We start from the raw sequence: 25,033 nt of genomic DNA, 5'->3' as shown, positions 1-25,033 counted from the left end.
CGCGGTGCTCCTAAAGGTTGGGTTAGCCGCGGCTCATCCAGGCTTTGGCAATCTGCTCGCGGGTCGCGAACCAGACGCCTTCGTGGCCCTGGGCATATTCGATGAATCGCTTGATCGCCCGCACGCGTCCCGGACGACCAACCATGCGCGGGTGCAAGCCCACCGACATCATGCGCAAGCCATCAGCAGACTCTTCATAGAGCACCTCAAAGCTTTCCTTCATGTATTCGAAAAAGTCCGACGCCTGAGACAGGCCGGGCGAGTTCCAGTAACGGAAGTCATTCACGTCGCTGGTGTACGGCACCACCAGATGCTGTTTGCCTTCAACGTCGACGTAGTACGGCACGTCGTCGTTATAGGCGTCGGAGTCGTACAGAAAACCACCCTCTTCGGCCACCAGACGCCGGGTCCGCACGCTTGCGCCGTAGCGGCAATACCAGCCGACCGGGCGCTTGCCGCAGGTGCGTTCGAATGATTCCACGGCGAGACGAATGTGCTCTCGCTCCTCCTCTTCGGTCAGGCGGAAAACCTCTTCCCATCGATAGCCGTGACTGCAGACTTCATGACCCAGCGCAACGGCCGCCTTGGCGACGTCCGGGTTCTGCTCAAACGCTACCGCGCAGGCGTGGAAGGTCGATGGCACGCCGGCTTTTTCGAGGATCTCCAGAATCCGCCAGATACCCACCCGCGAGCCGTATTCATACATCGACTCCATCGCCAGATTGCGCACGCCATCAGGGAATTGATAGCTGCCCCATTCGGTCATGCTTTCCTGATCGGGATCGCCCATTGCCAGCGAACGCTCGGAGCCTTCCTCATAATTGATGACCAGACTGATTGCCAACCGCGCACCATTAGGCCAGGTGCCTTGAGGACGGTTTTGGCCATAGCCGACCAGATCGCGAAGGGGTGTAGCCATAAGAGCAATCTCCTGCACAGGCGCAGATGGTTGGGTTCAAGCAGACCGCCAAAACTCGGCTCAGCAGTCGATGTTTTTCAAAGCATCATGATCAGGGCCGCTCAGCGACTGACCGTCGCGAAACGCCAGACCCATCGCCAGGGTCTGGGCCACGCAGAACGCCGCCGTGAGTGAGCGAAAGCCCAGTAATTCCGCATCGTTGACTTCAATGATCACCGCCGCATGCTGGCCGATAGGGCTGAGCAGGCTATCGGTAATCGCCACAATAGGTGTGCCTGCTGCAACCGCCTGCTGGCAGGCTTCGATGGTTTCCGGGGCATAGGGCGGGAAGCTCACGGCAACCAGAATGTCATCGCTATGCAGCGCGCCGACTTGCTCGCGCAATGAACCACCGAGACCGCTGATGTGCACGGCACGACGACCGACGCGACTCAGCGCATAGCTCAGGTAACTGGCCATCGGGAATGACCGCCGCATGCCCACCACGAACGTGGTGCGCGCCCGTTGCAAAAGAGTGATTGCCTGTTCCAGCGCTTCGACCTGTTGCCCCTCGGCCAGATGCTCCAGAGAAACGATGTTGGCCCGGCTGAACGCGGTCAGAATGGCGCCGACATCGGTCGGGTCTTCCAGAAGCTCTTCACCCTGATAGTGACGAATGCGCTCGCTGAAGCTCGACGAACCCGCCTGCTGCAACGGTGCCTTGAACAATCGCTGCAAGTCGCTGAAGCCGTTGAACCCCAGCGCCTTGGCCAGCCGAATAAAAGCCGATGAAGCAATCCCGGAGCGCTCCGCCAGCGCAGCCACCGTGTTGAGCGCCACGTCATGGGGATGCTCGGTGAGGTAGCACGCCGCATCTCGCATACGCGCGGTCAAACGATCCTGCTGCTCGACGATAGCCGCACGTAACTCGGCAAGGGTTTGAGGCACTGCTGACATGAAAGGTCGCTCGTAAAAATCAGGATGGACGCAAGTCGTTGATCGCCTCGGCCAGATGCCGGACCAGACGCTGCATTTCGTCGACCGTGTTGTAGTGCGCAATCGAGACACGTACCACACCGCCGAACCGGGCCAGGCCCAACTGTTCGATCAAGTGTCGCGCGTAGAAGTCACCGAAGCGAATCCCGATCCTGTGTTCGTCAATGTGCCGCACGATGGCTTCCGATTGCACACCCTCCACCACGAAACTGATGGTCGGCACCCGATCGCCAGAGGTGACACGCGACTTGCCGATAATGCGAACACCCTCGGTTTCGCGCAGAAATGACAACAGGGTTTCGGCGAGCAAATCTTCCTGTACTTCGAACGCATCAAACGCTGCCTGCATGATCTGGCGTGGGCTGCCGCTTGCCCCCAGACGCTGACCGATATCCAGCAGGTATTCATTGATGCCCATGCAACCGTAAGACAACTCGTAGTTGAGGTTGCCCGGTTGCAGCTTGTAAGGGATCACGTCCTGCCCGATGAAAAAGTGATTGAGGCTCGGCAGTTCAAGTAGCGCCTCGCGATGCCCCCAAAGAACCGCGAAGTGCGGGCCGAACACCTTGTAGAAACTGAACACGTAATAATCGGCACCGCTGGCCTGCACATCCACCAGACGATGGGGCGCATACGCCACGGCATCGACGCACAGCTTGCCGCCCACGGCGTGCACACGACGGGCGACTTCGGCCACCGGGTTGACGCTGCCCAGAATGTTCGACGCATGGGTCATGGCCACATAGCGGGTACGCGAGCCAAGCAGTGCATCCAGATCGTCGAGCTCCAGTTCCAGAGTTTGCGGATCGACTGACCACACTCGCAGCGTCGCGCCACGCTCCTCGCACAACCGCTGCCACGGGCCGATATTGGCTTCGTGATCGCTGTGGGTGACGATGATTTCATCGCCGCTGTTGATCGAAGGCGCAACAGCGCGGCAGAGGATTTGCAGCAGGTGCGTGGTCGAGCCGCCCATCACGCATTCTTCGGCGTGATACGCGTTGATCAGTTGCGCCACGGACTCCCGGGCTTGCAGCACCAGCGCACCGGCTGAAGCCGATCCGTTGTAGGACGCGCCCAATTGCACGCTGTTGTGAATCAGGTAGTCGCGGACCCGGTCAGCCACGCGCCCGAGCACCGCCGAACCACCGGCGTTGTCCAGATAGGCAAAACCGTCAGCCAGCATGGGGAACTGGCGGCGAACATAATCGATATCGAGGGCGTTCAATTGGGCAGTCTCCAAAAGGAATCAGTGGTGCAGGATGGCCTGCAAAAAGGCCTGTGTTCGCGGTTCCTGAGGCGCTGTGAAAAAGGCTTCGGGCTTGTTCTGTTCGATGATCCGGCCGCTCTCCATGAAAATCACACGGTCTGCGACTTTACGCGCGAAGCCCATTTCATGGGTGACCACGACCATGGTCACGCCTGAGCGCGCCAGGTTTTGCATGACATCGAGCACCTCACCGACCATTTCCGGGTCCAGCGCAGAAGTCGGTTCGTCGAACAAAATCACCCGTGGCTCCATGGCCATGGTTCGGGCAATAGCGACGCGTTGTTGCTGACCACCGGAAAGCTGGCCGGGGTATTTGTCGGCGTGTGCGCTCATGCCGACTTTTTCCAGCAATACCCGCGCTCGATCCTGCGCATCGCGGCGTGATAAACCGCGCACCCGCACCGGAGCCAGCGCCACATTGGCCAGCACCGTCATGTGCGGATACAGATTGAAATTCTGGAAGACCATGCCGACTTCACAGCGAATACCTGCCAGTTTCGGTCCGGTTTCGACCCGTTGATCTGCTACCCGGATCTCGCCTTCCTGGTACTCCTCCAGCAGATTGATGCAGCGAATCAGCGTGGATTTTCCTGAGCCTGACGGCCCGAGGATCACCACCACTTCGCCCTGCTCGACTGACAGGTTGATATCCGCCAGGGCCTGAAACCTGCCATAAAACTTGGCAACACCTTCGATCTGGATGACTGCGCTCATCAGCTCTTCCTCCCGGCGCTGTTGCGCCGCTCGACCCAACTGACCAGTTGCACCAGGGGCAGTAACAGCAACAGATACATGATTGCGGCGCCCACCAGCGGCGTGGGGTTGGCAGAGAGTGCCTGCGCCTGAGTCGCCTGCTTGAGCAGATCCGGCATGGCGACCACCGAAGCGAGTGCCGTGTCCTTCATGACGTTGATGCAGTTACTGGTCATGGGCGGCAAAACAATGCGCATGGCCTGAGGCAGGATCACGTCGCGCATCGTGTTGAAGAAGCTCATGCCCTGCGACGCCGCTGCTTCGAACTGGCCGCGCGGGATGGCTTCGATACCGGAGCGAAAAATCTCTGCCGAGTATGCGCAAGACACCAGCGATAGCGCTGCCACCGCTGCGGCGAACGAGGAAAGACGAATTCCCACAAACGGCAGTGCGTAATAAATCAGCACCAAAAACACCAACAGCGGGATAGAGCGCATCACATCGATGTAAATTCGCGCCAGCAACCGGATCGGTGCATAGCCGTACAGACGTAGCATGGCCAGCAGCAAACCGCCCACCAGACCAAGAATGATGCTGACCACGCCAAGCAACACCGTCACCCCGAGGCCCCGCAACATCTGCGGCAGTGCGTCGACAAACACACCCCAGTTGAAGAAAGTCTGGACCAGCTCCATCAGGACTCCTTGGTGACAGCGCCAGGCGCCGGGTTTGAACAGTCAGAGGTTATTAGCCGCGCTTATTTGAGTACGTCGACAACCTTGACGGTGCTGGACTCTGGATCGGCATCGGCGCCAAACCACTTCTTGTGCAAGCCTGCGATCACGCCTTCTTTTTTCATGGTGGTGATGATGTCGTTGACCTGAGTCGCAGACGCCCAGCCTTTGGCGTGCATCAACGAGTACTTCTCGCCGGTGGGAATACGGGCGACCACCCGGTATTGCGGCTTGTCCTTGATGTAATAGAGCACGGCCGGAATATCGCTGATGTAGCCGTCCATACGCCCGGAAGCAAGGTCGAGCATCGCCGGGGAAAGCCCTTCGTAGCGGGACACATCGCCAAACTTGTACTCGGCCTGATGCGCCGTCACCCACATGTCACCCGTCGAGCCGGTGTCTACGCCGACCACTTTGCCCTGCATGCCTTTCAGGCCATCAATGCCAGACTTGGTCAGCACCGACAGTGACTGATCACTGTCGTAATACGGCTGAGCGAAGCCCACTGATTCAAGACGTTTTGGGGTGATCGTGATCGACGAAATAGCGATATCTGCACGCTTGGACTGCACGGCACTGAACAGGCCGTTGAACGGAATATTCACAAACTCGACTGTCTTGCCGGCACGCTTGGCGACTTCTTTGACCACGTCGACCTCAAAGCCGACGATCTCGCCCTTGGCGTCCTGAAACTCCCAGGGCACATTGCCCACGTTGGCCCCTACCGTCCAGTCCGCCGCCCAGGTAGAAGCCGAAAACGCAGTGGCCACCGCCATACTCAAGAGTACTTTCACGTTCATCTTTTGCTCCCGGTCTCAGTCGTTGCAAGAAGTCGCCAGCAGGCGGGTCGAGGAACAGACTAGGAGCAAGAATCAAATAATTCAACAATTTTAGACAATGAATTAAATGCTTCAATGCAGTGCAAAAGCCTGCCGATTTGGTGCGCCCGCACGGGGCGGCGCGCTACGGCGAGGGTTGGTGGGAAATCGTTTGATGGGGTGCGAAGGCGTGCACTGATGCGGGGCGTCAGGTGAATCGATATTCCTTCACTGTCTCGCTGCAAACCGCGGACCTGTAGGAGCGCGCTTGCCCGCGATAGCGTCAGGTCAGGTCAGGTCAGGTCAGGTCAGGTCAGGGGAAAATTATCGAAAGAAAAATCGAATCGCGAGCAAGCTCACTCCTACAGAAATGCGTTCAATTCAGTGATGCAGATGTTGTTCATTAAGGGCATCCGCTACTCACAACACATAAAAACAAATCGCCACAAAGTGCAGCAGACTCCCGGCGATCACAAACAAATGCCAGATGCCGTGCCAGTGGCGAAAACGGGTGTCGTAAGCGAAGAAGATAATGCCGATGGTGTACAGCGCGCCGCCAGCTGCCAGCCAGGTAAAGCCTGCCGTGCCCAGTGCAGCGATCAGGGGTTTGACGGCCACGAGCACAATCCAGCCCATGACCGCGTAGATCACGATGGACATGATCCGGGCTTCGGAGCGGGGTTTGATTTCCTGCAGGATGCCGATCACCGCCAGGCCCCAGACCACGCCGAATAACGTCCAGCCCCAGGGGCCGCGCAAGGTCACCAGACAGAACGGCGTGTAGCTGCCTGCGATCAATAGGTAGATCGAAAAGTGATCAACCTTCTGCATGATCGTTTTCGCCCGTCCGCGCACGCTATGGTAAACGGTCGATGCGCTGTACAACGACACCAGCGTTACGCCGTAGATCGCGACGCTGACTATCTTCCAGATATCACCCTGAAGGCTGGCAATCGCCAGCAACCAGATGGCTCCGACCAAAGCCAGCACTGCACCGACCAGGTGGGACCAGGCGTTGAATTTTTCTCCGTAATACATCCGCACACTACCTCATCGTTCTGAACTGCAGCGCAAGGCTCTAGCTTAGGGACGTAAAGCGCAAGCCATGCGTTAGCCAAACAGTTTTTTATTACAGCCAGTGGCTATCTAAATGTGCACAATCGGGGCACTCAAACAAGAAGCCTCACGACATGCAAATCGACGATGAGTTGACCCTGAAAAAACTGGAAATATTCCTGGCGTTCATGCGCACCGGCAACCTGACCAAAGCGGCCGCGGACCTGAACACCAGTAACGTCAGCGTGCACCGCGCCATTCATTCACTGGAAAGCGCCCTGCGCTGCCCGCTATTCAAGCATGAAGGCCGTAACCTGACGCCGCTGGAAAGCGCCTATGTGCTGGAAGAGCGAGCCCATAAACTGATTCAGGACGTGCTCGCCACGGTTGAGCTGACACGTCAGGCCGCCGGATTTTCCGCCGCACGCTTCAAGCTCGGTTCGCTGTATTCGCTGACGGTAAAGACCGTTCCGCAGTTGATCATGGGTCTGAAAATCCGCCGTAGCGAGCTCAACATCGACTTGATCATGGGCTCTAACATCGACCTGTTCTACAAGCTCAAGAACATGGAAGTCGACGCGATTCTGGTGTCACTGGACGAGAGCGTCAACGACCCGGACTGCGAACATCTGCCGCTGTTTTCCGACGACATCTTTCTCGCCGTCCCCGCCGACTCACCGTTTTCACAACACAGCGAAGTAGACCTGAGCGACCTGCGCGAGGCGACGTTCATCACCCTGACTCAAGGCTTCGCCACACATCGTGATGGCATCCGGGTTTTTCAGCAGGCAGGGTTTGAACCGAAGGTAGCGATGCAGGTGAACGACATCTTCACCTTGCTGAGCATGGTCAGCTCAGGCGTGGGGTATGCGCTGTTGCCGGGGCGTATCGCAGCGGTTTACGAGAACCGGGTGAAGCTGATACCGCTGCAGCAGCGCTATCGCATGCAACAGCACATCGGCATGGTGTTTCTGAAATCGAAGGAGCGCGACCCGAATCTGTTGGCGTTGATAGCCGAGGGACGGATGTATTCAAGCCGCCATACGAACCTGTAGGAGGCAACTTGTTGGCGAGACATTAGGCCTGCACAAACGGGGATACCGCCTCGCGAACAAGTTCGCTCCTACCAAGCATTTCACAGCACAAACAAAAACGGCCGCGATCATTACTGATCGCGGCCGTTTTGTTTTCAGCGGGTCAATCGGTCAATTCAACACAGCCTTGCCAGCCCTTTCGCCCTTGCGACGACGGGAAACCAGGACGCCGGTGGCAATCACCAGAATACTCAGCAAGCCCGTCGCGATGATCTCCACGCGATGTGACTCCTGAACCAGCATGATGCCCAGCACGCCGATGATGAACACGATCACCAACCAGGTCAGGTACGGGAACAGCCACATGCGGAACGACAGGGTTTCACCTGCAGCAATGCTCTTCTGGCGCATGCGCAGTTGGGAAACCGCGATCACCAGGTACACCAACAGCGCGATTGCGCCGGAGCTGGCGAGCAGGAACTCGAATACGGCAGCCGGAGCCACGTAGTTGGCGAACACCGTCAGGAACGCGGCCGCAGTAGACAGAATGACCGCCCAGTAAGGCGTACCGCTTTTACTGGTACGGGTCGATACCGCCGGGGCATCGCCGCGCTTACCCAACGAGAACAGCATGCGCGAAGCGGTGTACAGCGCCGAGTTCAGGCAACTGGTCACTGCAATCAGCACCACGATATCCACAATCAATTTGGCGTTTGGAATGCCCATCATGTCCAGCACGGTCTGATAGGAGCCCACTTCAGCCAGACGCGGGTCATTCCACGGTACCAGCGAGACCACGATAAAGATCGACACCAGATAGAACAGGCAGATCCGCCAGATCACCGAGTTGGTTGCCTTGGTGATCTGCTTTTCCGGATTCTTCGATTCCGCTGCAGCGATGGTGACGATTTCTGTGCCCATGAACGAGAACATGGTGGTCAGCATCGCAGCCAGCACAGCGCCCATACCATTAGGCAAAAAGCCCTGGGTATCGAACAGATGGCTGACACCGCTCACCTGGCTGTTGGGCAGCAGGCCAAAAATAGCCGCGACACCCAGTACTACAAAGCCGATGATTGCCAGCACTTTGATCAAGGCGAACCAGAACTCGAACTCGCCGTAGTTCTTTACGCTGAACAGGTTGGTCACAGTGAGCAGCAAGGTGATCACCAGCGTGAATACCCAGATGGCAATGTTCGGGAACCACGCGTGAAGGATAGTAGCGGCGGCGTTGGCCTCCAGTGGAATCACCAGGACCCAGAACCACCAGTACAGCCAGCCGATGGTAAAACCGGCCCAATGCCCGATCGCGCGATCGGCATACGTCGAGAAAGACCCGGTATCCGGTGCCGCAACAGCCATCTCGGCCAGCATGCGCATGACCAGAACCACCAACGTACCGGCAGCGGCGTAAGCCAGCAGTACCGCCGGGCCCGCTTCGGCAATTGCGTGGCCCGAACCCACAAACAGACCGGCACCAATGACACCAGCGATGGACAACATGGTGATGTGCCGAGGTTTGAGCCCCTGATCGAGCTCTGAAGCATTAGGGATGCTGCTCATTAAAAACTACCTTTGCGTGCGGAGCGACTGCCCAACCGTTTTCGTAAAAGGAAAGAAACGGGGCGTTTTTTATTCTTTACGCAAATTCTGCGCCAGAATGACTCAAAAACGACGTCGCTTACGGAAACGTTAGTGCTAGAGCAGTCGGATTAACGGCGGGAAGAATCGTTTCAGCTAGCCAGTGACATGTTTTGTTACCGATGTGCACAGCCTTGAGCGAGAAAAACGCACCAAAAATACACAGAGCGTTCACGTACGCACTATCAGAGTGCCCGGCATTGGAATCGAGAAAGAAGCACAAATCAGCAGGACGGCTCAGGCGGTTGATGGCTCTCTTGAGGCCTGCATATGAACATCCGTGGGAGATTCTATGTTCACCTGCAATCCCGTAGGACCGGCTTTAGCCGGGAGGGCGGTATTACTACCGAAGGATATTTAGCGAATGTCCTGACGTCCTCCCGGCTAAAGCCGGTCCTACGGATTAGCGCGGTCTATGTGGGAGCGAATTCATTCGCGAATGCGTTTTGTCAGACGCCGATGCACTTCCTGAAAGACCGCTTCGCGAATAAATTCGCTTCCACAGGGGGCTGGTTTCATAAGGACATCGTGTATTGATGCGCGAGTGCTGACCTCGCCGATACATGGCTTAACAAATGCTTCAGGCCGACAGCGACATTTTGCGGTAACTCATGTCCAACAACAGTCGTCTTCACAGCCGCCCAATAAGTCCCGCAATTGCAACGGAGCAACACCCATGCAGATGTATAAAAAATTCCTGCTGGTCGCAGCCGCCACTCTGGCCCTGACGACCAGCGCTTTTGCGGTGGAGAAGATGAAATTCGGCGTCGAAGGCGCTTATCCACCGTTCAACGGGAAGGATGCCAGCGGGCAGGCAGTGGGCTTTGATGTGGAAATCGGACACGCACTGTGCGCAAAAATGAAAGTCGAGTGCGAAGTGGTCACCACCGAATGGGAAGGCATCATCCCGGCGCTCAATGACAACAAATTCGATTTCCTGATTTCATCCATGTCGATTACCAAAGAACGCGCCGAGCAGGTGGACTTCACCGCGCCGTACTACTCCAGCAAATTGCAGTTTGTGGCGCCAAAAGGCACCGAGCTCAAAACCGACAAGGACTCCATTCGCGATTCGCTGCTGGGCAAGACCATCGGTGCGCAGGCGTCGACGCTTTCGGCGTCCTGGCTGCAGGAAAACCTGGGCATGGATATCACCCTGAAGCTTTACGACACTCAGGAAAGTGCCTTCACCGATCTTGCCGAAGGACACGTGGACGCGGTCCTCGCCGACAAATACGCCAGTTACGAATGGCTCAAGGGCCAGCCCGGCGCAAGCTTCGAGTTCAAAGGCGATCCTGTTCTGGACAATGACAAGATCGGTATTGCCGTGCGTCTGAACGACCCGCTGCGCGCCCGACTCAATCTGGCGATCAAGGAAATCATCGAAGACGGCACCTACAAGAAGATCAACGACAAGTATTTCCCGTTCAGCATTCTGTGATCCAAAGCGCCTGCTAACACTTACGTATTAATATTTTTCTGCGCTCAGACGTCCTTTACGCGTAGACGCCCGATCAGGGCGCTGTTATGAAGAGGGCTGGCTTTCCACAGCCAGCCCTCTTACGCGTTTGAACCCGACAGCTGACCATGGCCAACGACCTCGCTTTGCACGATGAACAGCTTCGCAGTCGATTCCGGGCTTTGGACAGCTTCCTGTTCGCCTGGCAGGGATTGTGGCGGCCACGCCCCTTCACCCATCTGCAGTTGCCTTGGGAGCATCAGTACCCGGAACTGGCTGACTGGTTACGCCATCGCTCGCTGGACCAGGCCGAAGCAGCCCCCAACCACCCGGAGCATCTGGCAGCACCGTTCCCCTTTCCACAGCTGGCAGGTGAGGCACAGGCGCTAAGTCAGGTACACCCGCTGCCCGCCTTTGAGCTTCCCCCTGTTGAGCCGCGCATGAGTGTCGACGTGCCAGGCCGCAAATGGCAGCAGATCGAAGCGTTCGCCAGTTGCCTGAGCTTCGAACACAAACCGGCCCACTGGCTGGACTGGTGTTCGGGCAAAGGCCATCTGGGACGGCGTCTGCTCGAACCCACCCAGGGCCTTACTTGCCTGGAGCGCGACCCAGCTCTGGTCGAAGCAGGAAACCAGCTCAGCGCGCGCTTGAACGTAAACGCCACCCATGTGCAGCAGGACGTAATGGCTGACGATGCATGGCGTCGGCTTCAAGCACATCAAACGCCTGTCGCCCTGCATGCATGCGGGGATCTACACGTGCAGTTGATGCGGCTGGCCAGTCAGGTTGGCTGCAATCAATTGGCAATTGCCCCGTGCTGCTATAACCGCATCGAGACCGAGTACTACCAACCGGTATCAAGTGAGGGACAGGCGTCAGCGCTGAAGCTGTCCCGGGACGATCTCGGCCTGCCTCTGAGCGAAACGGTAACCGCCGGTGCGCGCGTCCGTCGACAGCGCGACCAATCCATGGCTCGTCGCCTATCGTTTGATTTGCTGCAGCGACGGCTGCAAAACAGTCAGGATTACTTGCCTACGCCGTCGCTGCCCAGCGCCTGGCTGGATAAGCCTTTTGCTGACTATTGCCGCGACCTGGCAGCGCTCAAGGGTTTGCCCGCTGTCGGCGAACAACATTGGTCCACCCTCGAAGCTGCTGGTTGGGAGCGCTTGGCTCAAGTGCGAAATCTGGAATTGGTGCGCAACTTGTTCCGCCGTCCACTGGAGCTGTGGCTGGTGCTCGACAAGGCACTTTATCTGCAAGAACATCACTATAGCGTGAACGTAGGGACCTTCTGCGAGAGCCGCATTACGCCACGTAATTTGCTGATGATTGCGCAGTTGCATTGACGGTTATCAATTGCATAGCCTGTGGATAACTCTGTTGATGAAAAATTGACAGACGTCCCATTTGCTCAGCAGGCTACTTATCCGAACGGTCAGGTGTTCGACTTTTCGCTTCATAAAAATCTTTTAAAAACATACAGTTGTATTCAAACGAGAACATTTCCGGAAATTTCATTCCATTTGGTTATTTTGGCCTGCCACTTGTGCATAAAAATTTGAGTACAACGGCCCCAAAAGGCCACCACGCCAGATGATGCAGCCGACCGAGACCCGGTGGAAGCCGGGCTTGCCCGCGATGATGACACCGCCGATTTAAAGTGAATCGCGCCCAGCTTTATCGCGAGCAAGCTCAGCTCCCACAGGGTTTTGCACCACCTTGAGCCCCCACCGAATTCCTCTGTTGCCCCTCCCCCCTGTGGTCATTAGACTTACGCCTCATTTAAGCGAGAGCAGGGTCGATGTCCACGGTCTTTCCCGAAGATTCTGTCGGTCTAGTCACGCCGCAAACGGCACATTTCAGCGAGCCTCTGGCACTGGCCTGTGGCCGCTCGTTGCCTGCCTACGATCTGATCTATGAAACCTATGGCCAGCTCAATGCCGCGCGCAGCAATGCCGTGTTGATCTGCCATGCCCTTTCCGGTCACCACCACGCGGCAGGCTATAACAGCGTCGATGACCGCAAGCCCGGTTGGTGGGACAGCTGCATCGGTCCCGGCAAGCCTATCGATACCAACCGCTTCTTCGTCGTCAGCCTGAATAATCTGGGCGGCTGCAATGGCTCAACAGGGCCAAGCAGTATCAACCCGGAAACCGGAAAACCTTTCGGCGCCAACTTCCCGGTCCTGACCGTTGAGGACTGGGTACACAGCCAGGCGCGGCTCGCTGACTCGCTGGGCATCCAGCAATGGGCAGCGGTAGTCGGCGGCAGCCTGGGCGGCATGCAAGCTCTACAATGGACCATGACTTACCCCGACCGGGTTCGTCACTGCCTGGCGATCGCCTCGGCCCCAAAATTGTCGGCGCAGAACATTGCCTTCAACGAAGTGGCGCGTCAGGCCATCCTTTCGGACCCGGAATTCCATGGCGGCGACTTTCAGGAGTTTGGTGTCATTCCCAAACGCGGCTTGATGCTCGCGCGAATGGTCGGGCACATCACCTACCTGTCCGATGACTCCATGGGCGAAAAATTTGGTCGTGGCCTGAAAAGCGAGAAGCTCAACTACGACTTCCACAGTGTGGAATTCCAGGTTGAAAGCTATCTGCGCTATCAGGGTGAAGAGTTCTCCGGCCGCTTTGATGCCAACACTTACCTGTTGATGACCAAAGCGCTGGATTACTTCGACCCGGCAGGCGCGTTCAACGATAACCTGGCTGCGACCTTCGCCAACGTGACTGCAGACTTCTGCGTCATGTCGTTCACCACCGACTGGCGCTTCTCGCCTGCCCGCTCCCGGGAACTGGTGGACGCACTCATGGCGGCCAAGAAGAACGTCTGCTATCTGGAGATCGACGCACCTCAGGGCCACGATGCGTTCCTGATCCCGATCCCGCGCTACTTGCAGGCCTTCTCCAGCTACATGAACCGAATTGTACTTTGAGGACGCCATGAGAGCCGATCTGGAAATCATCCAAGAATGGATCCCTGCGGGCAGCCGCGTGCTCGACCTTGGTTGCGGCGACGGCGAACTGCTGGCGTGGCTGCGCGACAACAAGCAAGTCACCGGCTACGGCCTTGAAAACGACGCCGATAACATTGCTCGCTGCATCACCAAGGGCGTCAACGTCATCGAACAGGATCTGGACAAGGGTCTGGGCAACTTCGCCAGCAACAGCTTCGACGTCGTGGTCATGACCCAGGCGCTGCAAGCGGTGCATTACCCGGACAAGATCCTGGACGAAATGCTGCGCGTGGGCCGACAGTGCATCATTACCTTCCCGAACTTCGGTCACTGGCGCTGCCGCTGGTACTTGGCGACCAAGGGCCGGATGCCGGTGTCGGACTTTCTGCCTTACACCTGGTACAACACGCCAAACATCCACTTCTGCACCTTCGAAGACTTCGAAGAGCTGTGCCGTGGCCGCCACGCGAAGGTCATTGATCGGCTGGCAGTGGATCAACAGCATCGGCATGGCTGGGCCAGCAAACAATGGCCGAACCTGTTGGGTGAGATCGGTATCTACCGGGTCAGCAGCCCGGGGTTGCAGGAACACAAGATCGCGATCTAAAAATTACGCACAAACCCTGTAGGAGCGCGCTTGCCCGCGATTCGATTTTAAACTTGGCCTATTGGTCGCCTGAACGAATGCCATCGCGGGCAAGCGCGCTCCTACAAGTTTGATAAGGAGAACGACCATGCATCGCCTGGCAATCATGTTGATGTGCGCCCTCAGCCTGTCGGCATTTGCTGCTGACTACGCCAGGCCGAATCGGCAGGAAACGTTCGGAGACGTGACGGTCCACTACAATGCTTTTGCTTCAACCACTTTGTCAGCGGACGTGGCGAAAGCATCCGGTTTGATCCGCAGCAAACAGCTGAACGTAATGAACATCACCGTGCTCAAGGCGGGCAAGCCAGCGCCGTCTGTGGTGACAGGTACCTACAAGGACCTGACCGGACGCCCTGAACCACTGACCTTCAAGCAGGTAACGGACAAAGGCTGGATCAGCTACATCGCGCAGTTCCCGCTTGAACAGGCCGGAACCTACACCTTCAACATTGATGTGAAAGCCGGGAATCAGGACAACCATTCCTTCAGCTTCAATCAAGAACTCTATCCAGGCGAATGATGACTTTCCCGCAGCTCGTATTGGCCAGCCACAACGCTGGCAAGCTCAAAGAACTCCAGGCCATGCTCGGCGACAGCGTACAACTGCGCTCTATCGGCGAATTCAGCAGCGTGGAGCCTGAAGAAACCGGTCTTTCGTTCGTCGAGAATGCCATTCTCAAGGCTCGCAACGCGGCGAGGATTTCCGGCTTGCCAGCGCTGGCTGACGATTCGGGGCTGGCGGTGGATTTCCTGGGCGGTGCACCAGGCATCTACTCCGCGCGCTATGCCGACGGCCAAGGCGATGCCGCCAACAACGCCAAGCTGCTCGACGCCCTCAAAGACGTCCCTCAAGAGCAACGCGGCGCGCAGTTCGTTTGCGTACTGGCGCTGGTGCGTCATGCCGATGATCCATTGCCGATCCTCTGTGAAGGCCTGTGGCATGGGCGCATCCTGACCGCTGCCATCGGCGAGCACGGCTTCGGTTACGATCCGCTGTTCTGGGTGCCGGAGCGCGATTGCTCCAGCGCCGAACTAAGTCCCGCCGAGAAGAACCAGCTCAGCCACCGCGCCCGGGCCATGGCGATCCTGCTTACGCGTCTGGGCTTGAAATGACCCACGAAACACCTGCAAAACCGCTGTTCCTCAGCGCAACCGGTTTCTCATCGACCGAGCCGAGGACAGCCTTGCCGCAACTGCCGCCGTTGTCGTTGTACATACACATCCCGTGGTGCGTACGCAAATGCCCGTACTGCGACTTCAATTCCCACACCGCCAGCCCCGTGCTGCCGGAAGCGGAGTACATCGACGCGCTGCTGGCCGATCTGGATCTGGACCTGCCTTACGTTTATGGGCGCGAACTCAGTTCGATCTTCTTCGGCGGCGGCACGCCGAGTCTGTTCAGTGCAGAAGCGCTGGGCCGCTTGCTCCAGGGAGTCGAGCAACGCATTCGTTTTACCAGTGACATCGAGATCACCCTGGAGGCCAATCCCGGCACCTTCGAGCAGGTCAAGTTCAGCGCCTATCGCGGGCTGGGCATCAATCGCCTGTCCATTGGTATCCAGAGCTTCCAGGAAGCCAAACTCAAGGCACTGGGGCGTATTCACAACGGCGATGAAGCCATTCGGGCCGCCGACATGGCGCGCCAGGCGGGCTTTGATAACTTCAACATGGACTTGATGCACGGCCTGCCGGATCAGTCGCCTGAGGATGCATTGGGCGACCTGCAACAAGCCATCGACCTGAAACCGACGCATTTGTCCTGGTATCAGCTGACGCTGGAGCCCAACACGGTGTTCTGGAACCAGCCGCCGACGCTGCCGGAAGACGACATCCTTTGGGACATTCAGGAGGCAGGCCAGTTGTTGCTGGCGCAGAACGGCTACGCGCAATACGAAGTGTCGGCCTATGCGCAACCCGGCCGACCGGCGAGGCATAACCTGAATTACTGGAGCTTTGGAGACTTCATCGGCATCGGTGCCGGAGCCCATGGCAAGCTCAGCCATCCGGACGGGCGCATTGTGCGCACCTGGAAAACCCGCTTGCCCAAGGATTATCTGAATCCGGCCAAGCCATTCAAGGCCGGTGAGAAGCTGCTCAGTGTTGAAGAATTGCCCTTCGAATTCCTGATGAATGCGCTGCGCCTGACAAATGGTGTGGACGCTGCATTATTTCGTGAACGCACCGGTCTAAGCCTCGATTCGCTGGCCAGTGCGCGCCAGCAAGCCGAGCAACGCGGCCTGCTGCAAGCTGATTCGACCCGATTGGTCGCAACGCCGCAGGGCCAGTTGTTTCTCAACGACCTGCTGCAATACTTTCTGATCTAAGGACCCTGCATGGATTTGATACTCGACCTGCTCGCCACCATCTCCCGCTGGAGCCGCAGCAACCTCTCGGAAATATCCCTCGCCCTGGTGGGCTGTCTGCTGGTGTTGTTTGGCGCTGACTTCAAGGGCTGGGTCGAACAACGCATCAGCAGCTTCGCGGGTGCCTTGCGCATCCCGTTGATGGCCTTGCTGGTCACCATCGGCAGCGGCGCAGCGCTGATCTATGCCACACCGTGGGTGATTCGTGGCCTGAGCCAGTTCAACAACTACAGCCTTGCGCCCGTGTTGCTGGTGGTGCTGGTGTTGATCGGGGTTGTTGCGGACAGGAAGTAAATAAACCTGTAGGAGCTGCCGAAGGCTGCGATAGACCGGGAACCGGTCGCTGCGTTTTCGCTATGTTCGCAGCCTTCGGCAGCTCCTACAGAGGATTGGTATCAGTTAATCCACCTTCTCGAACTTCAAATCCCAAACCCCATGCCCCAGACGCTCACCACGGCGTTCGAACTTGGTAATGGGGCGCTCGGCAGGGCGTGGAACGCATTTGCCGTCTTCGGCCTGGTTGCGATAACCCGGCGCGACATTCATCACTTCCAGCATGAATTCGGCATACGGTTCCCAGTCAGTGGCCATGTGCAGAACACCACCGACCTTGAGCTTGCTGCGCACCAGCTCGGCAAACGCCGGCTGAACGATGCGGCGCTTGTGGTGACGGCTCTTGTGCCACGGATCCGGGAAAAACAGCATCAGACGATCAAGGCTGTTATCGGCGATGCAACGGTTGAGCACTTCAATCGCGTCGCAATCGTAGACCCGTACGTTGGTCAGGCCCTGAGTCAGTACACCGTTAAGCAGCGCGCCAACACCCGGATAGTGCACTTCAACACCAATGAAGTCTTGATCCGGCGCAGCAGCAGCCATCTCCAGCAGTGAGTGCCCCATGCCGAAGCCAATTTCCAGCGTGCGCGGCGCAGAACGACCGAACACCTGATCGTAATCTACCGGTGCGTCGGTCAACGGCAACACATACAGCGGACGGCCTTGATCCAGACCACGCTGTTGGCCTTCAGTCATACGACCTGCGCGCATCACGAAACTCTTGATACGGCGGTGCTGGCGCTCTTCGCCTTCTTCGGCAACGGGCAGCTCTGGGTTTGGAACGAGTGGATCAGTCATCAATGGGCTCTTATAAAACGATACATAACTTTCTGGACTGGAATGCAATCTCATGTGGGAGCGAGGCTTGCCCGCGATATGGGCGACGCGATCCAAGGTGAACCGCGTCCAGCCTTATCGCGGGCAAGCCTCGCTCCCACAGGGGTTCTTTATCAGGCTGCCTTACCGAATCAACCCATCCAGCGGCGAAGACGCGCTGGCATAGAGTTTTCTGGGCATACGGCCGGCGAGGTAAGCCATACGACCGGCAATCACTGCGTGCTTCATGGCTGCGCCCATCAGGATCGGGTCCTGAGCGTGAGCGATGGCAGAATTCATCAACACCGCCTCACAGCCCAGTTCCATGGCGATGGTGGCGTCGGAAGCAGTGCCGACACCAGCATCCACCAGCACCGGCACTTTGGTTTCTTCCAGGATGATCTGCAGGTTGTACGGGTTGCAAATACCCAACCCGCTACCGATCAGGCCAGCCAGCGGCATGATCGCGATACAGCCGATTTCAGCGAGTTGACGCGCAATGATCGGATCATCGCTGGTGTAAACCATCACGTCGAAGCCTTCCTTGACCAGCACTTCGGCGGCCTTGAGGGTTTCGATCACGTTCGGGAACAGGGTTTTCTGATCCGCCAGCACTTCCAGTTTGACCAGATTCTTGCCGTCGAGCAGTTCACGGGCCAAGCGGCAGGTGCGCACCGCCTCAATGGCGTCGAAGCAGCCCGCCGTGTTCGGCAGGATGGTATAGCGATCCGGCGGCAGGACATCCAGCAGGTTCGGCTCGCCCGGGTTCTGGCCCAGATTTGTCCGGCGTACTGCGACGGTGACGATCTCGGCACCCGACGCTTCGATGGCCAGACGGGTCTGCTCCATATCCACGTATTTGCCGGTACCCACCAGCAGGCGCGACTCGAAAGTCCGACCGGCCAGAACAAACGGCTTGTCGCTGCGAACATTGCTCATTGGAAATCCTCTTGGAAGTTGAGGTCTTGCAGTTGAATCAGGAAACGTCGAAGCCTAGCCGCCGCCAATCGCGTGGACGACTTCGACCTGATCGCCTTCGTTCAAGGCCGTAGTCTCATGCTGGCTACGCGGCACGATATCCAGGTTCAGCTCGACTGCGACACGACGCCCGACAAGATCAAGGCGGGTCAGCAATGCCAGAACGGTCGCGCCGTCGGGCAATTCAAAGGGTTCACCGTTCAACTGAATGTGCATGCGCGGGAGCAGCCATCATTTTTGGGGGCGAGCATTCTAGCCCGATCAGCCGGTATGACCAAGGTAAAGCCATGCCATTCGTCTCGGGCGATCTGCTGGTATTTATCCCTGTGGGAGCGGATTCATCCGCGAAGACAGCAGCACGTTCAATATTTCTTTGTCTGACACACCGCTTTCGCGAATGAATTCGCTCCCACAGGGGTGCCCTGCGCAATTCAGATCAAACCCCACCCAGTCGCCACGCGGTCAAGCCCAGCAACGCCCAGCCCACCAGAAACGCCAGCCCACCAAATGGCGTGATGATGCCCAATTTGCTGATGCCGGTCAGGGTCAGCAGATACAGGCTGCCCGAAAACAACACAATCCCCAGCGCAAACGAGAAACCCGCCCAGGTCATGAGCCTGCCCGGAAGCTGAGCGGCAAGCACCGCCACGCCCAGAATCGCCAACGCGTGGATCAGTTGATAGAGCACGCCAGTATGGAAAATCGCCAGATACTCAGGGCTCAGGCGGTTTTTAAGGGCATGCGCGGCAAAGGCTCCGAGGGCAACGCCGGTAAAACCGAAGAACGCTGCCAACATTAAAAAGCTACGAACCATAACTAACTCCGTTCAAAAATCGTCCAAAGGCGCACGGTCTGTATAATGGCCCGCTCAACGGGTTCGGCCAAGCCATCTCTATGCTGCGTTCACTAGTACGTCGTCTTATCAAAGCCCTGCTCCTGTTTGCTGCGGGCAGCGTGTTGCTGGTCCTGATCTTCCGCTTCGTGCCGCCACCGGGCACGGCGCTGATGGTTGAGCGCAAGGTTGAATCGTGGGTCGACGGCAAGCCTATTGATCTGCAGCGCACCTGGCAGCCATGGGACAAGATTTCCAATGACCTGAAGGTCGCGGTTATCGCGGGCGAAGATCAGAAGTTCGCTGAGCATTGGGGCTTTGATGTTGAGGCCATTCAGGCTGCCATTGCCCACAATGAGATGGGCGGCTCTATTCGCGGTGCCAGCACCCTGAGCCAGCAAGTCTCCAAGAACCTGTTTCTGTGGTCGGGCCGCAGCTATCTGCGCAAAGGCCTGGAAGCGTGGTTTACCGGGCTGATCGAAATCCTTTGGTCCAAGCAGCGGATCCTTGAGGTCTACCTGAACAGTGTCGAGTGGGATGACGGTGTGTTCGGCGCTCAAGCGGCAGCGCAGCATCACTTCGGCGTGAATGCCAGCGCCCTTTCGGTGCAGCAGGCCAGCTATCTGGCAGCGGTGCTTCCCAACCCCCGCGAATGGAGCGCCAGCCGCCCAACCAGTTATGTCGCAGGCCGCGCCAGCTGGATTCGTCGCCAGATGCAGCAGTTGGGTGGGGACGATTATCTGCTGGGTTTGAATAACAGCCGTAAGCTCTGACAGGCGGACTCGAACCGGTAGGAGCGAATTCATTCGCGAACGGCTGCGCAGCAGTCGCAAATCTGGCGACCCGACTCCTGCACATGTATCGGGTAGCAGGTTTTGCTGCCGCTTCGCGCCAGCTCGCGAATAAATTCGCTCCTACCGAGGCCGTTAAGAAGCCGGGATGTTATCCATCTGGACGCGCCCTGGATTCTGTAGGAGCTGCCGAAGGCTGCGATGGCAGTGTGTCAGTTTAAACGCTTCGCAGCCTTCGGCAGCTCCTACAGAAATGCATTCCAGTTTTGATAGACATCAGCATCAAAACAAACAAACAAACAAAAACGCCCCAACCGGTTTCCCGGTCAGGGCGTTTTGTTATCGACGGAACGCTTACGCGGCTATCGACAACTTGAGCTTGTTCATCGCGCTTTTCTCAAGCTGGCGAATACGCTCGGCGGAGACGTTGTACTTCTGCGCCAGGTCATGCAGCGTCGCTTTCTCTTCAGCCAGCCAGCGCTGATAGAGGATGTCACGGCTGCGGTCGTCCAGCACTTCCAAAGCCTGATGCAGATTGGCAGTGGAGTTGTCAGTCCAGTCGGAATCTTCCAACTGACGTGCCGGATCGTAACGATGGTCTTCCAGATAGTTCGCTGGCGACTGGAACGCGCTGTCGTCGTCGGCTTCAGCAGCCGGGTCGAACGCCATGTCGTGACCGGTCAGACGACTTTCCATCTCCCGCACTTCACGCGGCTCAACGCCGAGGCTTTCAGCCACGCGATGAACTTCTTCATTGTTCAGCCACGCCAAACGTTTCTTCTGGCCACGCAGGTTGAAGAACAGCTTGCGCTGGGCTTTGGTGGTCGCGACTTTCACGATGCGCCAGTTACGCAGGATGAACTCGTGAATTTCCGCCTTGATCCAGTGAACAGCGAACGAAACCAGACGCACACCCATTTCCGGGTTGAAGCGTTTAACGGCCTTCATCAGGCCGACGTTACCTTCCTGAATCAGATCTGACTGAGCCAGGCCGTAACCGGAATAACTGCGTGCGATGTGCACAACAAAACGCAGGTGGGCGAGGACCATCTGCCGAGCCGCCCCCAGATCCTGCTCATAATAGAGACTCTCAGCCAGTTCACGCTCCTGCTCAGGGGTCAGCAAAGGAATGCTGTTCACCGTGTGCACATAGGCTTCCAGGTTCGCACCCGGGACTAAGGCATACGCAGGTTGCAAAGAAGTGGTCATACGAAATGTTACCTCCGTCACATGACTCGTGCAGTTCAGCACTGCGAAATTGACTCGGGAACCGCTATACAAGTTCCCTGTATAAAAAAGTCAATACATGAAGAAAAATTTACCGAGGTGCCAGCTCTCTCAAATGGCGTGCTACTGCAATCCAGGCACCGATATACCCTAACAACACCGCTCCAAGCAAGAGTGATAGACCATCGGACGCTGGAACGCCAGCCAGAGAAAAATCACTTCCGTACAATCCGGCCAGTCCAATTACCGCGTCGTTGAGCCAGTCCAGCCCGAAAGCCAACACACCCCAAGACAGAAAACCTGCGCCAAGCCCATACAATGCGCCCATATAAAGGAAGGGACGCCGTACATAACTATCGGTGCCGCCTACCAGCTTAATGACTTCGATTTCGGTACGGCGGTTCTCGATGTGCAGACGAATGGTGTTACCAATCACCAGCAGCAATGCCGCCACCAATAACACGGTCAGGCCAAACACAAAGCGGTCGCCCAACTTTAGAATCGCCGCCAGACGCTCAACCCAGACCAGGTCCAGTTGCGCCTGCTCGACGTTAGGCATGCCTGCAAGTTGAGTCCGCAAGGCCTCTAGCGCAGGTTTGTCCACCTCATCCGGAGTCACCAGCACGACGCCCGGCAGCGGGTTTTCCGGCAATTCCTTGAGCGCTTCACCCAAGCCGGATTGCTGCTGAAACTCCGCCAACGCCTGTTCCCGGCTGATGTATTCAGCCTCGGAGACGCCTGGCATCAGACGAATTTCGTTACGTAATTTTTCGCCCTCGCTGGCGCTGGCATCCAGCTTCAGGTAGATCGAGATTTGTGCAGCGCGCTGCCAGGAACCACCCAACCGCTCGACATTGTTGAGCAACAACGACAAGCCCATGGGCAGACTCAAGGCAATCGCCATCACCAGACAAGTGAAGAAGCTGCCGATCGGTTGCTTGCCCAAGCGACGCAAGCTGTCGATCAAGCTTGAACGATGCGCTTCCAGCCAGGCGTTGAACAGCGTACCGAAGTCCGGGCCGTCATCGTCATGGCTGTTTTTTGACTTTTTCGGAGCAGGATCGGCGGCTTTCGGCGATACGCGCTCGGAAACCTTAGGGGAACGTGTGGCACTCATACCCCAGCCTCCCCATCACCGATGAGACGACCGCGTTGCAGAGTGAGCATTCGGTGACGCATACGGGCGATCAGCGCCAAATCGTGACTGGCAATCAGCACGCTGGTGCCGAGGCGATTAATGTCTTCGAATACACCCATGATTTCCGCTGCGAGCCGTGGATCGAGGTTACCGGTGGGTTCATCCGCGAGCAGCAAAGCTGGACGATGCACAATGGCGCGAGCAATGCCGACCCGTTGTTGCTGGCCGGTAGACAGATCGCCGGGGTACAGCTCGGCCTTGTCGGAAAGAGCCACGCGCTCCAAAGCGGAGTCCACGCGTTTCGTGACTTCCAGCTTGGACAAACCAAGAATCTGCAGCGGCAACGCGACGTTGTTGAAGACCGTACGATCAAACAGCAACTGGTGATTCTGGAACACCACGCCGATCTGGCGGCGCAGAAATGGAATCTGTGCATTGCTGATCTGACCAAGATCCTGCCCCGCCAACAGCAGTTTGCCGGTGGTCGGACGCTCCATGGCCAGCAGCAGGCGCAGCAAGGTGCTTTTGCCCGCGCCGGAGTGGCCGGTCACGAACAGAAACTCGCCACGACGCACTCGAAAGCTCAGCTCATGCAAGCCGACGTGTCCGTTCGGATAGCGTTTACCGACCTGTTCGAAACGAATCATGTGCGCTCGCGCTCCGCAAACAGGGCCTGAACAAACGGCTCGGCCTCAAAAGTACGCAGGTCATCAATGCCTTCCCCCACGCCGATATAGCGGATAGGCAGATCAAACTGTTTGGCGAGCGCAAAGATCACGCCGCCTTTGGCCGTACCGTCCAGCTTGGTCAACGCCAAACCGGTCAGGGACACCGCCTGGTGGAAATGCTTAGCCTGACTGATCGCGTTCTGTCCGGTACCGGCGTCCAGCACCAACAGAACTTCGTGAGGTGCTTCGGCGTCCAGTTTGCCGATGACCCGGCGCACCTTCTTCAATTCTTCCATCAGGTTGTCTTTGGTTTGTAGACGACCGGCGGTGTCAGCGATCAGCACGTCGATACCGCGGGCCTTGGCGGCCTGCACAGCGTCGAAGATCACAGAGGCGGAGTCGGCACCGGTATGTTGAGCGATGACCGGAATCTTGTTGCGCTCGCCCCAGACCTGCAGTTGCTCGACGGCAGCGGCGCGGAACGTGTCACCGGCGGCGAGCATGACTTTCTTGCCTTCCAGTTGCAGCTTCTTCGCCAGCTTGCCAATCGTCGTGGTTTTGCCCGCACCGTTGACGCCGACGACCAGAATCACGAAGGGTTTATGCGACGCGTCGATGACCAACGGTTGCTCAACCGGTTTGAGCATTGCCGCCAACTCTTCCTGCAGCGAGGCGTATAACGCCTGGGCGTCGGTGAGCTGCTTGCGTGCCACTTTCTGGGTCAGGCTGCGGATGATCACACCCGTTGCCTCGACGCCAACGTCGGAGGTCAGCAGGCGGGTTTCAATCTCTTCCAGCAGATCATCGTCGATCGCTTTCTTGCCCAGGAACAGGCTGGCCATACCCTCGCCAATGCTGGCGCTGGTTTTGGACAAACCTTGTTTGAGGCGAGCAAAGAAGCCAGCCTTGGTCGCTTCTGGCTGAGCAGCAACAGGCGCTGGCGGGGGTTCAATGATGGGTGCAACAGCTGCAGCAGCGGCCGGAGCCATGGCAGCAACCACGGGAGGAACAACCGGCTCAGGTTGCGGCTCGGGTTCTATCGCAACCGGCTCTGGCTCTGGCTCTGGCTCTGGAGTGATGGTCGATTCCGGCTCGGCAATCGGCACGTCAATACGAGGCGACTCAGGCTGCGGTTCAACCGGATCGGCAACAGGCGCAATCGGTGGCGTAACGTGCAGCTCGTACTCATTGACCAGCGCGACAGGCTCTTCGGCGACCGGCAAGGTCAGCCAAGGCTCTGACGTCGGCTCGCCCGGCTGGACCTGTTCCACGACAGGTTCAGCAGCGACTTCGTGCGCAGGCTCGGGCGTCAATGCCGGAGCAAGCTGCACCTCAGCCGTCAGCGGAGTCGATTCAATCACCGGCTCCGCAGTTGCTGTGGATAGGTCTTGAGGCTGTTCGGCAGCGGTTTCCTGCGGCTTTTTGCGCAGCCATCCGAACAGGCCTTTCTTCTCGCCAGCCGGGGCTGGGGTCTTCTTGTCGTCGTTGGAACCAAACATGGAGGACGGCTATCTCAAGGTAGCGACGCGCCAGAGCGGCGCCTCTGAAAAATTCTGATATGCGAAACAGACTACATTTGAGTCTGCTTGTTCATCTGCTGGCTGAGCATAATCCGCAGTTTCCTGTAGGAGTGAGCTTGCTCGCGATAAGGCTGGAACAGCCTTCTGGCTGATT

Annotated in this window: 26 protein-coding genes; 10 read left to right on the top strand and 16 right to left on the bottom strand. The window is 57.7% G+C overall.

Features of this window, described 5'->3' with window-relative positions; genetic code table 11:
• Nucleotides 1–22: 22 nt before the first annotated feature.
• The 7 genes from K3169_RS01805 to trhA all read right to left on the bottom strand — a co-directional run bounded on the left by K3169_RS01805 (nt 23) and on the right by trhA (nt 6,447).
• Complete coding sequence (locus tag K3169_RS01805; RefSeq protein WP_122395389.1) at nt 23–919, bottom strand: allantoinase PuuE; 897 nt, start codon at nt 917–919, stop codon at nt 23–25.
• A gap of 60 nt (nt 920–979) precedes the next feature.
• The gene (locus K3169_RS01800) at nt 980–1,855 is read right to left on the bottom strand and encodes a MurR/RpiR family transcriptional regulator (protein WP_122395390.1); all 876 of its coding nucleotides are present in this window, start codon (nt 1,853–1,855) and stop codon (nt 980–982) included.
• 19 nt (nt 1,856–1,874) lie between these two features.
• Complete coding sequence (locus tag K3169_RS01795; RefSeq protein ID WP_263269732.1) at nt 1,875–3,122, bottom strand: cysteine desulfurase-like protein; 1,248 nt, start codon at nt 3,120–3,122, stop codon at nt 1,875–1,877.
• A gap of 21 nt (nt 3,123–3,143) precedes the next feature.
• Nucleotides 3,144–3,878 (bottom strand): amino acid ABC transporter ATP-binding protein, encoded by a 735-nt coding sequence (locus tag K3169_RS01790; protein WP_027902049.1) that lies wholly within the window; start codon nt 3,876–3,878, stop codon nt 3,144–3,146.
• Nucleotides 3,878–4,552 carry an amino acid ABC transporter permease gene (locus K3169_RS01785; RefSeq protein ID WP_027902050.1) on the bottom strand — a complete coding sequence of 225 codons (675 nt, stop codon included), beginning with the start codon at nt 4,550–4,552 and terminating at the stop codon, nt 3,878–3,880. Before K3169_RS01785 ends, K3169_RS01790 begins: the two co-directional genes overlap by 1 nt.
• Nucleotides 4,553–4,614: 62 nt before the next feature.
• Entirely contained in the window at nt 4,615–5,391 is a 777-nt protein-coding gene (locus tag K3169_RS01780; protein WP_263269730.1) for a transporter substrate-binding domain-containing protein, read from the bottom strand.
• Between the two features lie 438 nt (nt 5,392–5,829).
• Complete coding sequence (gene trhA / locus K3169_RS01775; RefSeq protein ID WP_099267851.1) at nt 5,830–6,447, bottom strand: PAQR family membrane homeostasis protein TrhA; 618 nt, start codon at nt 6,445–6,447, stop codon at nt 5,830–5,832.
• A gap of 152 nt (nt 6,448–6,599) precedes the next feature.
• Between trhA and K3169_RS01770 the strand changes: the two genes are divergently transcribed.
• The gene (locus K3169_RS01770) at nt 6,600–7,520 is read left to right on the top strand and encodes a LysR substrate-binding domain-containing protein (protein WP_231676069.1); all 921 of its coding nucleotides are present in this window, start codon (nt 6,600–6,602) and stop codon (nt 7,518–7,520) included.
• Nucleotides 7,521–7,670: 150 nt separating this feature from the next.
• Here the strand turns inward: K3169_RS01770 and gabP are convergent, their stop codons facing one another.
• Nucleotides 7,671–9,062, bottom strand: a complete 1,392-nt coding sequence (gene gabP / locus K3169_RS01765; RefSeq protein ID WP_027899499.1) for a GABA permease — start codon at nt 9,060–9,062, stop codon at nt 7,671–7,673.
• A gap of 754 nt (nt 9,063–9,816) precedes the next feature.
• Between gabP and K3169_RS01760 the strand changes: the two genes are divergently transcribed.
• From K3169_RS01760 to K3169_RS01725, 8 genes are all read left to right on the top strand, one after another.
• Nucleotides 9,817–10,581: a transporter substrate-binding domain-containing protein gene (locus K3169_RS01760; RefSeq protein WP_027899500.1), complete on the top strand. Its 765-nt coding sequence runs from the start codon at nt 9,817–9,819 to the stop codon at nt 10,579–10,581.
• Nucleotides 10,582–10,727: 146 nt separating this feature from the next.
• Entirely contained in the window at nt 10,728–11,945 is a 1,218-nt protein-coding gene (locus K3169_RS01755) for an SAM-dependent methyltransferase (RefSeq protein ID WP_263269725.1), read from the top strand.
• A 455-nt stretch (nt 11,946–12,400) separates the two neighbouring features.
• Nucleotides 12,401–13,540 (top strand): homoserine O-succinyltransferase MetX, encoded by a 1,140-nt coding sequence (gene metX / locus K3169_RS01750; RefSeq protein ID WP_027899502.1) that lies wholly within the window; start codon nt 12,401–12,403, stop codon nt 13,538–13,540.
• Nucleotides 13,541–13,547: 7 nt separating this feature from the next.
• Nucleotides 13,548–14,168 carry a methionine biosynthesis protein MetW gene (metW, locus tag K3169_RS01745; RefSeq protein WP_027899503.1) on the top strand — a complete coding sequence of 207 codons (621 nt, stop codon included), beginning with the start codon at nt 13,548–13,550 and terminating at the stop codon, nt 14,166–14,168.
• Between the two features lie 127 nt (nt 14,169–14,295).
• The gene (locus K3169_RS01740; protein WP_027899504.1) at nt 14,296–14,730 is read left to right on the top strand and encodes a DUF4426 domain-containing protein; all 435 of its coding nucleotides are present in this window, start codon (nt 14,296–14,298) and stop codon (nt 14,728–14,730) included.
• Nucleotides 14,727–15,323 (top strand): RdgB/HAM1 family non-canonical purine NTP pyrophosphatase, encoded by a 597-nt coding sequence (gene rdgB / locus K3169_RS01735; protein WP_263269720.1) that lies wholly within the window; start codon nt 14,727–14,729, stop codon nt 15,321–15,323. Before K3169_RS01740 ends, rdgB begins: the two co-directional genes overlap by 4 nt.
• Nucleotides 15,320–16,534 carry a radical SAM family heme chaperone HemW gene (gene hemW / locus K3169_RS01730; protein ID WP_263269718.1) on the top strand — a complete coding sequence of 405 codons (1,215 nt, stop codon included), beginning with the start codon at nt 15,320–15,322 and terminating at the stop codon, nt 16,532–16,534. The genes rdgB and hemW overlap by 4 nt, the downstream gene beginning before the upstream one ends.
• 9 nt (nt 16,535–16,543) lie before the next feature.
• The gene (locus K3169_RS01725; protein ID WP_027899507.1) at nt 16,544–16,867 is read left to right on the top strand and encodes a DUF3392 family protein; all 324 of its coding nucleotides are present in this window, start codon (nt 16,544–16,546) and stop codon (nt 16,865–16,867) included.
• Nucleotides 16,868–16,972: 105 nt separating this feature from the next.
• On the opposite strand, the gene trmB is transcribed toward K3169_RS01725, so the two are convergent.
• The 4 genes from trmB to K3169_RS01705 all read right to left on the bottom strand — a co-directional run bounded on the left by trmB (nt 16,973) and on the right by K3169_RS01705 (nt 19,517).
• A complete protein-coding gene (gene trmB / locus K3169_RS01720; RefSeq protein ID WP_218927839.1) occupies nt 16,973–17,620 on the bottom strand; it encodes a tRNA (guanosine(46)-N7)-methyltransferase TrmB in 648 nt (215 codons plus the stop codon).
• Nucleotides 17,621–17,869: 249 nt separating this feature from the next.
• Complete coding sequence (locus K3169_RS01715) at nt 17,870–18,664, bottom strand: thiazole synthase (RefSeq protein WP_027899704.1); 795 nt, start codon at nt 18,662–18,664, stop codon at nt 17,870–17,872.
• Nucleotides 18,665–18,718: 54 nt separating this feature from the next.
• A complete protein-coding gene (thiS, locus tag K3169_RS01710; RefSeq protein WP_027899703.1) occupies nt 18,719–18,919 on the bottom strand; it encodes a sulfur carrier protein ThiS in 201 nt (66 codons plus the stop codon).
• A 220-nt stretch (nt 18,920–19,139) separates the two neighbouring features.
• A complete protein-coding gene (locus K3169_RS01705; RefSeq protein WP_027899702.1) occupies nt 19,140–19,517 on the bottom strand; it encodes a DUF423 domain-containing protein in 378 nt (125 codons plus the stop codon).
• An 80-nt stretch (nt 19,518–19,597) separates the two neighbouring features.
• On the opposite strand from K3169_RS01705, the gene mtgA reads away from it, so the two are divergent.
• Entirely contained in the window at nt 19,598–20,308 is a 711-nt protein-coding gene (mtgA, locus tag K3169_RS01700; RefSeq protein WP_099269144.1) for a monofunctional biosynthetic peptidoglycan transglycosylase, read from the top strand.
• A 372-nt stretch (nt 20,309–20,680) separates the two neighbouring features.
• Here the strand turns inward: mtgA and rpoH are convergent, their stop codons facing one another.
• The 4 genes from rpoH to ftsY all read right to left on the bottom strand — a co-directional run bounded on the left by rpoH (nt 20,681) and on the right by ftsY (nt 24,858).
• Nucleotides 20,681–21,535 carry an RNA polymerase sigma factor RpoH gene (gene rpoH / locus K3169_RS01695; protein WP_027899700.1) on the bottom strand — a complete coding sequence of 285 codons (855 nt, stop codon included), beginning with the start codon at nt 21,533–21,535 and terminating at the stop codon, nt 20,681–20,683.
• 109 nt (nt 21,536–21,644) lie between these two features.
• The gene (gene ftsX, locus K3169_RS01690) at nt 21,645–22,670 is read right to left on the bottom strand and encodes a permease-like cell division protein FtsX (protein ID WP_122397927.1); all 1,026 of its coding nucleotides are present in this window, start codon (nt 22,668–22,670) and stop codon (nt 21,645–21,647) included.
• Entirely contained in the window at nt 22,667–23,338 is a 672-nt protein-coding gene (gene ftsE / locus K3169_RS01685) for a cell division ATP-binding protein FtsE (RefSeq protein ID WP_027899698.1), read from the bottom strand. Before ftsE ends, ftsX begins: the two co-directional genes overlap by 4 nt.
• Complete coding sequence (ftsY, locus tag K3169_RS01680) at nt 23,335–24,858, bottom strand: signal recognition particle-docking protein FtsY (RefSeq protein WP_263269712.1); 1,524 nt, start codon at nt 24,856–24,858, stop codon at nt 23,335–23,337. The genes ftsE and ftsY overlap by 4 nt, the downstream gene beginning before the upstream one ends.
• Nucleotides 24,859–25,033: the final 175 nt, after the last annotated feature.

It is taken from the genome of Pseudomonas phytophila, from assembly GCF_025643095.1.
Classification (GTDB): domain Bacteria; phylum Pseudomonadota; class Gammaproteobacteria; order Pseudomonadales; family Pseudomonadaceae; genus Aquipseudomonas; species Aquipseudomonas quasicaspiana.
Note: the sequence above shows the minus strand (reverse complement) of the source record. Positions and strands in the feature narration are given on the sequence as shown.